Origin of the sequence: Geosporobacter subterraneus DSM 17957 (genome assembly GCF_900142145.1) — a bacterium.
Lineage (GTDB): Bacteria > Bacillota > Clostridia > Peptostreptococcales > Thermotaleaceae > Geosporobacter > Geosporobacter subterraneus.
Genome location: NZ_FQZV01000078.1, coordinates 1 through 13786, shown reverse-complemented (window position 1 = coordinate 13786; position 13786 = coordinate 1). Strand labels below are relative to the sequence as shown.

Sequence of the window (13786 nt, the reverse complement as noted above, 5' to 3'; positions counted from 1 at the left end):
CTGTGTTGAGAAACTACTATCATAAAAAATGTGAAAACAAGAAGAAAAAAGTGGCTCTTGTAGCCGTTATGCACAAGCTTCTCCATTATATCTTCGCGGTTCTCCGTGATGAAAAGCCATTTGTATTTAGGATCCCTGAAGATCATCAAGCATGGAGAAAAGACAAAAACTCACATCGAAGCATCGCTGTTTAGGTAGATAAAACTCAACTCTTTAGAGAAGCCATTGTTCGGCTTTTACCAATGGTTAGCTTTGCTGTACACTTTTTAGAAAAACTACTTTTTTAAAAAAATTAAACTAACCTATTGACTTTTATTAGCTGGTCTTAAATAGATATTGAAAATCATTATCAATAATATTTTTAAATAAAGCTCTCAAATTTATATGAATAAATAGAGAGTAATTTATTTTCTATATTCTCAATAAAAATGTCTAATTGAGAACGAATATCATTTACAATATAATTATAACTGATAATTTCTGGGCAAGTCAATAGGAATACTCAAAAATAATTTTAAAGCTTGAGCATATATTCATATGAAATTATTGACATTAGATGTTATCTGGGAATATAATGAAAATATAATATATGAATGATTGAGCAATTATTCAGTGAATTGTGAAGAAAATAATCTGTGAATAATAAAAAACTTGACTTCGAAAGATGCCGTGTTCATGAAGATATTGCAAACTTAGTAAGAGTTGGCATGAATCTTTAGAAAGAATTATATGATTTAGTAGATTTTTAAAAGTCTCCAGGACTCAACAAGAATTAAAATACTGCTATATAACGGAGGGGTGAATATGTATGATAGAAAAAGCAAGAGTAGTAGAAGTAAAGGGTAACCTTGCCAAAGTAGAAGTTAGAAGAGTAAGTGCTTGTGGAGAAAACTGCGCAAATTGCAAGGGCGGATGTGCACCTACAAATATCTACATTGAAGTAATAAATAGTATTGGTGCAAAACAAGGTGAATATGTTGAAATAGAAATGAGCACAAGGACATTCCTTGCTGCAGTTCTAATAACATATGGTTTGCCATTGATTATGCTCTTCATAGGTATCTTTTCTGGGAATGCGTTGGTGAATAATATGGGGCTTAAGATTAATAACGATATGGCAGGGGCTATACTTGGTTTCATCTTCATGGCTTTGTCATATATATTTATTTCAAAATTAGACAAAAAATATAATAAACAGCGGAAAATAAAATTTGAAATAAAAAAGATTTTGTTTTAAATAAATCAAATGATTAGTGTTATGCAGTAAAAAGTTAAGACAAGATTAGCAAAATAAAATCATTAGCAGACCAAATGTTGAAGTTTTGAATTGTCCAGAAACAGTGAAATCTACGGAAGGTTAAAACTAATGCCTGAGACCATATTCTTAATATTGTCTCAGGCATAAGCACTGCTGTAGGAAACAAAAATACTTTTGCAGTATAAGGAAAGCTTTTTCCAAAATGCAATAGGAGTTGTGGTTCCAGTTTTTTACTGGAATATAAGTGGAACTATGAATATGTGGGTTGCTAAAGGAGTTTACATTCTCAATATTGTTAATCAACAGTATATGGTTGGGATTTCCATATTTGTATATCCTTGTGCAAATAAAGAGGTAAGTCCCGAGTAAATAATTATAAAATTAAGAATTACTGCTTAGTGGTTTCTTTTTTATTGCACAGGCCTAATAATTTGACTTAAATAATATCTGGAGGAAATAGAGTTTCATTAAGATTTATAAATGAGGAGTGAGTAGCGTGATTTAGTTAAGGGGACAAGCTAAGAAAACTAGTAAGCGGTATAAAATTAAAATTCTAATGGGATTGATAAATCAGAGGTGAATAAATGTTAAATTCAATTCGAAAAAAACTGATTGCAGCATTTTCAGTAATTCTAGTTCTTATGTTTATTAGTAAACTCTTTAGTATCTATTCATTTAAAGAAGGCAAAGACTATATTATGCATATTGAACATAAAGTAGCAAAGGAAATTGAGATTGCCAATGAGATGAGAAACGATATAGCCCTAGTAAGATTATACCTAATGGAATCAAATTTCACAAACAACGTGGAAGAACTTTCAAAAGCAGAAAGTAGCATTGCAGCATTCAGAAATAATGCTGAAGCACTGCTAAAAGTGAATGAGCAATATACGGAGGATATTATCAGCATAAATAAGTCTTTTGATTATTTTGTAAGCTACGGCATGAAAATGACTGAAACATACGGCAAAATCAGCCAGGAGGAAAGGCAGAAAATGGCCGGAAATTTTGATGGTTTTGCTGATGATGTATATAGCAAAGTTCAAAAGATACAAAAGGATAGCCAGGAGAATCTGGTTAAAGATTTGGATTATATAGAGGCAACGATGTCAAAGGACTTATACAGAAATATCACGGTTGCAGGGATCAATTTGGTTTTATCTATCATTATTGTTATTATTCTTAGCAATGTAATTCAAAGACCAATAAAAATGCTTCTTGAGATTTTTTCCGAGTTGGAAAAGGGTGAAGGGGATCTTACAAAGCGGGTAAAACATATATCTAATGATGAAATAGGCAGGATGGCGAAAGCTTTTAATCGTTTTATGGGAAGTATGGAAAATATGGTTCGAGTTATTAAAACTTGTTCAAGGACTGTTACTAGTAGCTCAGAAGAGCTCTATCTAGGCGAAATACGCTCAAGGGAAGAAATATCAAAGCTTAATATTTATATGTCTAAGGTAGCAAAGGATAATGAAAAAATCAGTTATTCCATTGAACAAATTGCTGCAGCCGTGACAGGCTTTGCTGGGGCATCGCAGACCACAGCATATGAAACACAGGAAATATGTAATGCTGTTAGTAGAATAAACGAATTATCTCAAGAAAGTAGTCAAAATGTTATGGATGTAAGACAAGAAATCAAAAAGATAGAAAAGACTTCAGCTGACACTATAGATATTACACAGGAGTTGGGGATGGAGGCTGAGGAAATTGTAAAGATTACAGATACAATAAAAGCAATCACAGATCAGACGAATCTTCTAGCCTTAAATGCCTCGATAGAGGCTGCAAGAGCTGGAGAATACGGCAAGGGATTTAGTGTAGTAGCCATGGAAATCAGGAAGCTCGCGGAAAGTAATAACGAGTCAGCAAAAATGATTGAGAAGATTATAAACCATATCGGAAAAATGATTCAAAAGACAATAGTTGCTACAAAGGAGGTAGGTGAAAATATCAGGCAAGGTAGCGACGCTGTTGATATTATTTTTGAAAAGTTGCAGCTCATATCAAATGGAATTATGGATATAAATGAAAGGATTCAAGGTATAACAGCCAGTACTGAGGAACAGGGAGCTGTCATTGAAGAGTTATCTTCTACAATGGAAACGGTGAACATCAGTAATAATACAATTTCGGATAGTATAAAAGAGATATCTGGCAATTTAGACTTGCAAGCCAATACTATTTTCAACTTAAATTCCTTGGCGAATTCTTTAAAAAACTCTTCAACTGATTTGGATATTATGGTTAACAAATTTATTGTTTGTGAAGACTGTGATGATTAAATATGTTTTAGGAGAATGGAAATGGGTTATTTAGGTTTAATAGCTAAGACTAATAAGTTAAACCACAATTTTCAAAAGAGCAGAAATGAGATCTTGAATATTCGTGAGAGGAGATTTAGGGCACTACTTAAGTATGCTTATTATAATTCTGAATTTTATCATGAGTATTATGATAGTTATGGCATTCGTGACCGAGATATAGAGGAAGTTCAAATAAATAAACTTCCATGTATCGATAAAAAACTGTTTATAGAGAATTTTAACAGAATAGTGACCGACAAGCGATTAAGCTTGGAATGTATAGAGCGTTTTCTCATGAGGGAGAAAGGTAGGGATAAAAAATACCTGGGTGAATATACAATTGTTCACTCTTCAGGAAGTACTGGCAAGCCAACATGCTTCATTTATGATCGTTCTTCATGGGAAACAATACTCGCTTCAGGATTCAGAGCATGTAAAGGGGAAGTAAGGCTGAAGGAAGCTATCTCAAAAGGTTTAAGAGGATTTAGAGTATTATATATAGCTGCAACGGAAGGACGATTTGGAGGAGCTATGGCAGCACATTCCGGAATAAAAGGCTTTGGATTTCATCCTTTATTGTTAAATATCAATCTGCCACTGGAGATCTGGATAGATAAAATTAATGATTTTAACCCGGATGTAATCATTGGTTATCCATCTGCGGTCAAGATACTTTGTGATTTGATATCTGAAAATAAGATTAAGATAAACGCTTTTAGAATAATTACCGGAGGCGAACCGCTAATAGCGGAGCAAAGAAAGTATTTCCAGTCTGTTTTACATACGGATATCTTTAATATCTACGGAGCCTCCGAGTCAATAATATTAGGCTTGGAGAGAGATGCATATCAAGGATTTTATATATTTGATGACATTAATTATCTTGAGATAGACGAAGAAAGCACTTTTATTACGCCGTTATATAACTACTCACAGCCTCTTATCCGTTACAAACTTACTGATAAGCTGATGAGTACAGAAAGAATGGAAAACGAAACACTTCCATTTAGTAAAATAAGAGAAGTTATGGGGAGAAATGAGGAAATCATGTGGTTCTTGAATGATAATGGAGAAAAGGATTTTCTACACCCCTTGATCATAAATACATTAGAGGCAGAGGGAATAATTAAATACCAGTTTGTTCAACGTTCAAATAAATGCTTTGAAATAAGAGTAGAATCAAGAAAAAATACGGACTCTGATACCATTGAAATTAAGTTACGCAAACAAATGGATAATATTTTAAAAGAAAAGAATTTAACCTGCCTTAACTATCAAATAAAGCAGGTGGATACGATACCTATCAATGCCTCAACCGGGAAAAGTAAAATTGTTATAAAAGAATATTAGTATTTTGCCAATAATAATCAAATATCATCAGGTTAAATATGTAAATTTTCATTTTATTTATAGAGTAAGCTGCTCAACTTCTAAACAGAATAATCGTTAATTTATAAACACTTGAACAATCTTTCATATATGTATTGACATTTTACTCGTAAAGGCATATATTTATTATATAACACATGAATATATGTTCAAGTGTTAAAATTAACAATGGAGATGAATAGTATGAAGGCATTTGTTAATAAGAATGTTTGTATCTTCTGTGGTATGTGTGGTGGAGCCTGTCCGAATATTTTTTTCGCTGATTACGACAGTAAATCTGTAGCATTAGATATAGAACTTACAGGAGAACTACTTGTTATGGCAAGACATGCAGAATCAATATGTCCAGTTGGAGCAATAGTAATAAAGGATGTTCTACAAAAATAGGGTATGACATTTAGTAAGTTATGTACTTTTACTAATATAGAATTACACTCTAACAGGTTAAAGTATTTTATATGATTATATGAATATTAATTCGTGTGTTCGAGTTATTATCAAAAAAGTATTGGAGGTGTGAAATGAATTATTTTATTATTATAGCTTTGCTAGTGGCTGTAGACCAGGTGTTTAAGTATCTAGCAGAGTTTTATCTCAAACCCATAAGTACATTCCCAATCATTAAGGATGTATTTCACTTAACCTATGGGCAAAATACTGGAGCAGCATTTAGTATTTTACAAGGTAAGCAAGCATTCCTTATTATCATTACCTCTATTGTTACAATAGCAATGGCGGTTTATCTAATTAAGAGTTTAAAAAAACAAAACCGTCTATTACTTATATCCCTTACCCTTATTATATCTGGGGCTTTGGGGAACCTTATTGACAGGGTACGACTAAACTATGTAGTTGACTTTTTAGATTTTACATTGATTAATTACCCTATTTTTAATACGGCAGATATTTTCGTTGTTTCAGGCTCTACATTGCTAGCCTATTTTATGTTATTTGCTAATCCGAACAATTCACAAAAGGAGGGTTAGACATGACAAAAAATACAAGATTTATCCCAGCTTTAAAATTTGATTGGCTTACCCGCTTCTTTGATCCTGTAATGAAGCTTACAATGTCGGAAAAAAAGTTTAAGAAAGCTTTATTACTACAGGCGGATATTAAGGATAATGAAACTATCCTTGATTTTGGCTGCGGTACTGCGACGCTAACCATTATGGCTAAAAAAGAAGCCCCGAAAGCAACCATTTATGGTGCGGACGTTGATCCAAATGTACTCAAAATTGCGAAGAATAAAGTGGAAAATAGTGGTTGTGAGATATCTTTAAGACCCTACGATGGTATTTCACTACCCTATAAAGGTCAAACATTTGATAAGGTGCTATCAAGTCTTGTGTTCCATCATTTGACTAGAAGCCAAAAGGAAATAGTGCTAAAAGAAATATATCGGATATTAAAGTTTGGTGGAGAACTGCATATTGCTGACTTTGGCAGAGCCAAGAACATTTTTATGCGGGGGATGTTTTTAATTATCCAAATCTTTGATGGTTTTATCAATACCTCGGACAATATAAAGGGGTTACTCCCTGAAATTATCAGAGAAGCCGGTTTTGATAAAGTTATTGAGCATAAGCGAATAATGACCATGTTTGGTACTATTTCGTTATACAGAGCCATCAAACTATTATAATCTCACTTATATCACATTTTTCAGATAAAACATTTTGGTGTTGATTATACACAAAAGGAGGGAAATAGTTCATGCAGGATAATAAAATTGACTTTGAAAGATGCGATTGTACTGTTATTCACGAAGACATTGTAAACTCAGTAAGAGATAGTATGCCGCATGAAGAAAGCTTATATGATTTAGCGGAGATATTTAAGGTCTTTGGTGATACTACAAGAATTAAAATACTTTATGCCCTATTTGCTTCAGAGATGTGTGTTTGCGATATTGCAGTATTGCTTAACATGACTCAGTCTGCAATATCCCATCAGTTGCGTGTCTTGAAACAAGCAAGGTTAGTGAAGTATAGAAAAGAAGGCAAAATAGTTTATTATTCATTGGATGATGACCATATTAAACAAATCTTTGATCAAGGTTTAATTCATATTACAGAAAAAAATAAAATATAGGGGGGATTACCATGGCATCAAAAGTTAAGAAGGAATTGATATTGGAAGGTTTAGACTGTGCTAATTGCTCAGCTAAGATTGAATCTGAAGCTAACCAAATAGCTGGAGTAAATGCTTCGATGAACTTTATGACTAAGACACTTACTATCGAAACTGAAAATGGACAGGAGATAGAAAGAATATTAGCGCAAATTAATACTATCGTTAATAAGCATGAACCGGATGTTATAGTAAGGGAAAAAACAATAAACAAAAGCGGAAAGAAATCATTAATACTTGTGGGTTTAGGATGTGCAAATTGTGCTGCAAAGATGGAAACACAGATTAAAAATCTTACAGGTGTAAAGAATGCAACCGTGGATTTCGTGTCTAAGAAATTAATCATTGAAGCAAATAGTAAGCAGGATCTAAAGAGAATTATTGAAGAAGCTACAGCCATAGTGAAAAGAATTGAACCAGATGTAAAAGTAGTCGATGAAGAACAAAAAGGAGAAAGCGATAATAAAAGAATTTTTATACTTGAAGGACTTGGATGTGCGAATTGTGCATCAAAAATAGAATCAGAAGTTAAAAAATTAGAGGGGGTTAAGGTTGCTTCAGTAGATTTCGTTTCAAAAAAGCTTACTATGGAAACTGATACTAATATTAATTTTCAAAAGTTAAATGAAGACATTGTCAGCATAGTAAAAAAAATTGAACCGGATGTTAGAGTTATAAGCGCTGAAGAAATTATTAAAGAAAAAGTAAAAGAGAATGACGGCAAAGAGGAAGATAATAATAAGAAAGAAATAATTAGGCTTGGTATAAGTGGAGCTTTTTTCGCTATAGGCTTAGCATTAAATTTGCCAAGCTGGATGGAACTTACCGTATTTTTAATAAGCTATATTATATCTGGAGGGAAAATTGTACTAAAGGCTTTGAAGAATATCACCAGAGGCCAAGTGTTTGATGAAAACTTCCTTATGAGTGTTGCTACAATTGGCGCATTTTTCATCGGAGAATATCCGGAAGGTGTAGCTGTTATGCTGTTTTTCCAGGTAGGAGAGTTTTTTCAAGAATTAGCTGTAAATCGTTCCAGAAAGTCAATAAGTGCGCTGATGGATATAAGGCCTGACTTTGCTAATCTTAAAGCTGGGGATGACATAAAAAGGGTATCCCCCGAAGAAGTAAGCATAGGCGATATTATTGTCGTAAAACCGGGTGAAAAAGTTCCACTAGATGGCAAAGTAGTAGAAGGAAGCTCAATGGTTGATACATCTGCTTTAACAGGTGAATCCGTTCCAAGAGAGATAGAAGCAGGCAATGAGGTTTTAAGCGGTTTTATTAATAAAAACGGTGTTCTAACTATTGAAGTTACTAAAGAATTTGGCGAATCAACTGTGGCTAAGATTTTGGATTTAGTTCAGAATGCCAGCAGCAGAAAAGCTCCAACTGAAAACTTTATAACAAAGTTTGCCAGATACTACACACCGGTAGTTGTAGTTATTGCATTACTACTTGCAATCGTACCACCCCTTGTTGTTCAAGGGGCAACATTTTCAGATTGGGTATATAGAGCGTTAGTATTCTTAGTTATTTCATGCCCATGTGCGCTGGTAGTATCTATTCCTCTTGGCTTCTTTGGCGGAATTGGTGGTGCATCCCGAAGTGGTGTATTAGTAAAGGGAAGTAACTATTTGGAAGCGTTAAATAATGTGGAAACAGTTATCTTTGATAAAACTGGTACTTTAACAAAAGGCGTATTTAATGTAACGGAAATAAATCCTCAAAATAATTATACCAAAGAAGAGCTGCTAGAATACGCAGCATATGCGGAGAGCTATTCAAATCACCCAATAGCAATTTCGATTTTAAAAGCCTACGAAAAAGAAGTTGATAAGAGCAAAATTGAAAGCTATGACGAAATATCCGGACATGGTATAAAGGTTAAGGTTGAAGGCAAAGAAATCCTTGCGGGTAATATTAAATTAATGAACAAAGAAAATATTAAAGTTAGTAAAGTTGAATCTGTAGGAACTGTAGTACATGTAGCATTAAATAATGTGTACGCAGGTTATATTGTGATTTCAGATGAGGTTAAAGATGATTCAGCAGGTGCTATTAAGGCATTGAAAGCTCTTGGCGTGAAAAAGACTGTTATGCTTACAGGAGATGCAAAATCTGTTGGTGAAAAGGTAGGTAAGCAGTTAGGATTAGATGAAGTATATGCAGAGTTATTACCTACTGAAAAAGTTGAAAAACTTGAATTGATTGATAAACAAAAGTCACCGAAAGGGAAGCTTGTCTTTGTAGGTGATGGTATAAATGATGCACCGGTACTTGCAAGAGCTGACATCGGAATGGCAATGGGAGGCTTAGGATCGGACGCAGCCATTGAAGCTGCTGATGTGGTAATTATGACCGATGAACCATCTAAGATAGCTACAGGTATAAAAATTGCAAAGAGAACACGAAAAATTGTATGGCAGAATATAATACTTGCTATGGGAGTTAAACTTATATTCTTAATCCTGGGCGCTACTGGTGTAGCTTCATTGTGGGAAGCGGTATTTGCTGATGTTGGGGTAACAGTTATTGCCGTAATAAATGCTATGAGAGTAATGAAAGTCAAGAATTTATAGCATTAAGTATGTAATATAAAGAAAGAAAGAAATATAGATAAGCTGTTGGGGTTATGCTGGCTGTAATTTTTCATCAGGCATGCATAACCCTATATTGCAATAGGATTAAATTGAAGTTTGCTAGAAAACAGAATTTTATTATGACAATAATAATCAAAATTGCAGGAGGTTAAATATGCCATATTTCATTATAATTGCCTTATCACTTATCACTTATCATAGATCAGTTAAGTAAATATCTTACTGTAATATACTTAAAAACAATAGAATCTTATCCGTTAATTAATAATATTTTTCATTTGACATATGCTGAAAATACTGGAGCTGCGTTTAGTATGTTTAGCGGTAAACAGCCACTTCTTATAATTTTGACACTAATAATAATTGTAGCACTACTATTTTATCTTATTAGAAATTTAAAAACAGATCAGGTTTTTCTTAAATTTTCTTTGTCACTTATAATAGGCGGAGCTTTAGGAAACCTTATCGACAGGATAAGACTGAATTATGTAGTAGATATGCTGGATTTTACATTAATCAATTATCCTGTCTTTAATATGGCAGATGTGTTTGTAGTTTCAGGTGCAGTTATCTTTGCATACACAATACTAACTAGTTCGACAGACAATTCTGTAGATTAACTACCAATAATGCTTGGGGGATTTAATTATGGGAAATAAGGAGCAATATATACCTGCTGCAAAGTATAGTATCTTAACGGACTTATTTGATCCCTTCATGAAATATATAATGCGTGAAGAAAAATTTAAAAACGAATTGCTTGATGAAGCAAAAATACAAAAAAGAGATACGGTACTTGATTTTGGTTGTGGAACTGGAACTTTGTCAATTATGGTAAAAGATAAGGTGATGGATACTATTGTTCACGGTGTTGATATAGACCCAAAAGTGCTAAAGATAGCTAAAAATAAAATTGACAACAAAGGATTATCAATAGATTTAAAGGAATTTGACGGAATAAACCTGCCTTATGAGAATAATGTATTCGATAAAGTAATTTCAAGTCTGGTATTTCATCATTTGGTTCGGGAGCAAAAGGTAAAAATGTTAAAGGAATTGTATAGAGTGACTAAACAAGGCGGTGAAATTCATATTGCTGATTTCGGCAAACCTCAGAATTTAACTATGAGGGCTGGTTTTTTTATAATACAGCTATTTGATGGATTCAATAATACCAAGGATAATTTGATAGGGACCATACCATCGTTTATGGAGCATGTTGGCTATAAAAATGTTAAAGAGGTTCAAAGGGTGATGACGATCCTCGGGACAATCTCCATATACAGTGGTACAAAGTTTTAGTAATGAATCATTTATGTAGTGACAGGATTTGAATTTGAGATAGTTGGATAAGAATTGCTATATAGTGATTACTTTCGATTATAGTTTGCCTTTTCAGACAATTGTCATCCTGACCATATTTTATTAGGGAGAGTATCGCGTGATGTGATAAGAGGTTCCATGCATAGAAATATATAGTTAATCTAAGTTAATCTATTATGCAACAAAAAAATCGAATGTTGTTATTGATATTTCAAAAGTCAAAGTCAAGGGAGGAATACTTATGAACGAAAGTATGCTGTGGTTGTTGCGAGACACAGGCAAAGCCAAAAAGCAAGGTATGAACGCAATAAAAGAGCGGCAGCGAACCCGTCTTGCCGAAATAGTGGCCTTTGCACGGGGCAACTCGCCCTATTATAGAGAACTCTATAAAGATCTGCCGGAGCGAATCGAGGATACCACACTATTGCCAATCACCAGTAAAATGAAGCTGATGCCACGGTTTAACGATTGGTGTACAGACCGTAATGTAACGTTTGACAAGGTAAGTGCATTCGTCGATAATCCCGACCTGATCGGGAAACGTTTCCTTGAAAAGTACACGATAACCACTACTTCGGGCATTACCAGAACACGTGGTATCTTCCTGCTTAATGACCGAAGCCTCGCCGTAGCGAGTTCCATCGCCTTCCGCATGATGAGCAGCTGGATTGGAAAATGGGATGTCGTCCGCATAATACCAAAGCCTGTTACAGCTATGCCGCCACCGAGGCTCCTGACAACTATCCTAATACATGGTGCACGTCAACAGCGACTGGCTCGTGCTGGAAGCTGTCGACGCCAATTACCAACCATGGCACCAGGCGAATGGTCGCACACGGTTTTGGTAGCAACCTCGCCAACCGGATACAGCCAATCCTACGCTACGACCTGGGCGATAGTGTCATGCTGCGGTCTGCCCCTTGCCCGTGTGCCTGGTATTAATATAATCCAGATTTTGCAGACTACACCGACGAACCTGCGTGTACGTCTGCGACCTGCGACTGGAGCCGCCTGAGCAATCATCAGGAGGAAAGATCCGTAAAGTTATCCCGCTAAGTTGAGGGTAGTGTCAAGAAAGAATAAGTCTTTACATTATAAAAGACAAAATTACTAAGTAAGGAAATATTCACAGGGAGTATGAGACTAAAGTTATGGGTATTATCGAGAGTATAGATTCTATCCAGTAACCTATTGTATCAAAGCTAGATTGATGTGGTTAATACATTTAAAGAGCCAAATTAAAATTAGTTGTGTCAAGGGCAAACTTGTCGAAAGGCAAGGACGCAAAGCCATAGGGTCTAAGGTGCTATATTGCATTATGACAGCCTAGTTGCCGCTAGATATTTTTGTTTTTGCCTGCCCTTTTTTGGGGCAGTTTTTTTGTGTCCACGTAGAGATCGGGCAAATGCATGATGGCTTGTGTCAAGATTGGTTTAAATCTTAATATTTTTAGAATATAAGGTGGGATAAATATGCTAATATTTTTTGCAACTATTAAGGATGAACAGAGCCGGAATAAGCTTGAAGCCTTATATATAAAGTACGGGAAGGATATGTTTAAAGTCTCTTACAGGGTTTTAAATGATTATCAGCTAGCGCAAGATGCAGTACAAGCTGCATTTATAAAATTAGTAGGCAATTTAGATAAAATAGATGAGATAAACTGTAACAAGACAAGGGCTTTTGTTGTTATTATTGTTAGAAACATCTCAATAAACATGTACAGGGAGAGAAAAAGGCGAAACCATATGTCACTTGAGGGCATGGAAGATGCTTTGCCTGATGACAGCCAGATGATTGATGAAAAACTTATTAGTATGGAAATGTTTAGCCAAATAGTATCCAAGATTAAAGAGCTTCACCCTGCGTATTCGGATATTATTTCGCTTAAGTTTTTTTATTTCTATTCGGACAACGAAATTGCAAAAATATTCAATATTACTCAGGAGAATGTTAGAGTCAGACTTTATCGTGCAAAAAGAAGCTTGATCAAGTTATTATCACAAAGTGAGGAGCTTATAGAAAATGGATGGTTTTTTGGTTCAGAAAGCGGCGGCTAAAGAAAAAATGCTCGAAGCAATGTTTGAATATGCTGGAGCCTGCCATGTAGAAAATATTATAAATGAAATGGAAGATGAAAACAAATTTCCAGAAGAAATACCTTTTCCTCCCGAATTAGATGAAAGAATAAATAAGTTGATAGGAAACTATAAATGTAAATCAAGGAATGAGAAGGTCTGGCGAGGCGCCTCAGCAGTGTTCGCAAAGGTAGTGAGACTATTTAATTAATGCTTGATTCTTACTATGTTTAGACAAATATTAGAATCTTTAGTTTTCAGAAGAAAATAAAAAAGTAAAAATTTTGAAGTAAACTGTAACAAATCACCTTCCTATTTTGTTTATTTGTATGAAGGACAAAAAAGGAAAGGTGATTTTATTTTTCCTGAATTATTCATGAAGATCTAAAAAATGAATTTAGACCCTCAAAATTGAGTTTTATCAGTTTTAAAAATCTATATAAAGGAAAAAGTTCCTAAAAAAGGGTAGACTTATCCCGTAATAGTTGTTTTTGGGTTGTTTTTGCCGTTTTGAAATTGCCAAGGTTCACTGTTTTTGCTATTCAAACTTTGGGAGTCGCCTTATGTTTTCAAAGGTTTCGTAGAATTCCTCTTTATATGGGCAGCTGCTACAAAGTTTGAATGTAATATATCTTGCTGATCGGATTATCTTTGATGCAATCTTGATCAACTTTAAGCGGATGGTATCGATCT

Annotated in this window: 14 protein-coding genes, 1 pseudogene and 1 riboswitch; of the genes and pseudogenes, 14 read left to right on the top strand and 1 reads right to left on the bottom strand. The window is 34.4% G+C overall.

The window, feature by feature from the left end:
- The 14 genes and pseudogenes from BUB56_RS18255 to BUB56_RS18185 all read left to right on the top strand — a co-directional run.
- Positions 1–194 (top strand): annotated as a pseudogene (locus tag BUB56_RS18255) (hypothetical protein); the annotation flags it as partial.
- A 614-nt stretch (positions 195–808) separates the two neighbouring features.
- Positions 809–1237, top strand: coding sequence for a SoxR reducing system RseC family protein (locus BUB56_RS18250; RefSeq protein WP_110942689.1), 429 nt, complete (start codon positions 809–811; stop codon positions 1235–1237).
- A gap of 605 nt (positions 1238–1842) precedes the next feature.
- Positions 1843–3546 carry a methyl-accepting chemotaxis protein gene (locus tag BUB56_RS18240; RefSeq protein ID WP_110942687.1) on the top strand — a complete coding sequence of 568 codons (1704 nt, stop codon included), beginning with the start codon at positions 1843–1845 and terminating at the stop codon, positions 3544–3546.
- A gap of 21 nt (positions 3547–3567) precedes the next feature.
- Complete coding sequence (locus tag BUB56_RS18235; protein WP_190014740.1) at positions 3568–4917, top strand: phenylacetate--CoA ligase family protein; 1350 nt, start codon at positions 3568–3570, stop codon at positions 4915–4917.
- 222 nt (positions 4918–5139) lie between these two features.
- Complete coding sequence (locus BUB56_RS18230; RefSeq protein WP_110942685.1) at positions 5140–5343, top strand: ferredoxin; 204 nt, start codon at positions 5140–5142, stop codon at positions 5341–5343.
- Positions 5344–5477: 134 nt separating this feature from the next.
- Entirely contained in the window at positions 5478–5942 is a 465-nt protein-coding gene (gene lspA / locus BUB56_RS18225; RefSeq protein ID WP_110942684.1) for a signal peptidase II, read from the top strand.
- 2 nt (positions 5943–5944) lie between these two features.
- On the top strand, positions 5945–6601 hold the full coding sequence (locus tag BUB56_RS18220; RefSeq protein WP_110942683.1) for a class I SAM-dependent methyltransferase: 657 nt from the start codon (positions 5945–5947) through the stop codon (positions 6599–6601).
- Positions 6602–6672: 71 nt separating this feature from the next.
- Positions 6673–7050 carry an ArsR/SmtB family transcription factor gene (locus tag BUB56_RS18215; RefSeq protein WP_110942682.1) on the top strand — a complete coding sequence of 126 codons (378 nt, stop codon included), beginning with the start codon at positions 6673–6675 and terminating at the stop codon, positions 7048–7050.
- Positions 7051–7061: 11 nt separating this feature from the next.
- On the top strand, positions 7062–9671 hold the full coding sequence (locus BUB56_RS18210) for a heavy metal translocating P-type ATPase (protein ID WP_110942681.1): 2610 nt from the start codon (positions 7062–7064) through the stop codon (positions 9669–9671).
- Between the two features lie 194 nt (positions 9672–9865).
- Positions 9866–10312 (top strand): signal peptidase II, encoded by a 447-nt coding sequence (lspA, locus tag BUB56_RS18205; RefSeq protein ID WP_110942680.1) that lies wholly within the window; start codon positions 9866–9868, stop codon positions 10310–10312.
- 28 nt (positions 10313–10340) lie between these two features.
- The gene (locus BUB56_RS18200; protein WP_110942679.1) at positions 10341–10994 is read left to right on the top strand and encodes a class I SAM-dependent methyltransferase; all 654 of its coding nucleotides are present in this window, start codon (positions 10341–10343) and stop codon (positions 10992–10994) included.
- A 262-nt stretch (positions 10995–11256) separates the two neighbouring features.
- Positions 11257–12030, top strand: coding sequence for a hypothetical protein (locus tag BUB56_RS18195; RefSeq protein ID WP_207650466.1), 774 nt, complete (start codon positions 11257–11259; stop codon positions 12028–12030).
- A gap of 233 nt (positions 12031–12263) precedes the next feature.
- Positions 12264–12353, top strand: a riboswitch (cyclic di-GMP riboswitch).
- A gap of 134 nt (positions 12354–12487) precedes the next feature.
- The gene (locus BUB56_RS18190) at positions 12488–13075 is read left to right on the top strand and encodes an RNA polymerase sigma factor (RefSeq protein WP_110942678.1); all 588 of its coding nucleotides are present in this window, start codon (positions 12488–12490) and stop codon (positions 13073–13075) included.
- The gene (locus BUB56_RS18185; RefSeq protein WP_110942677.1) at positions 13041–13304 is read left to right on the top strand and encodes a hypothetical protein; all 264 of its coding nucleotides are present in this window, start codon (positions 13041–13043) and stop codon (positions 13302–13304) included. Before BUB56_RS18190 ends, BUB56_RS18185 begins: the two co-directional genes overlap by 35 nt.
- 327 nt (positions 13305–13631) lie before the next feature.
- Here the strand turns inward: BUB56_RS18185 and BUB56_RS18180 are convergent.
- A partial coding sequence (locus BUB56_RS18180; protein ID WP_190014568.1) for a transposase occupies positions 13632–13786 on the bottom strand: 155 nt, incomplete at its 5' end.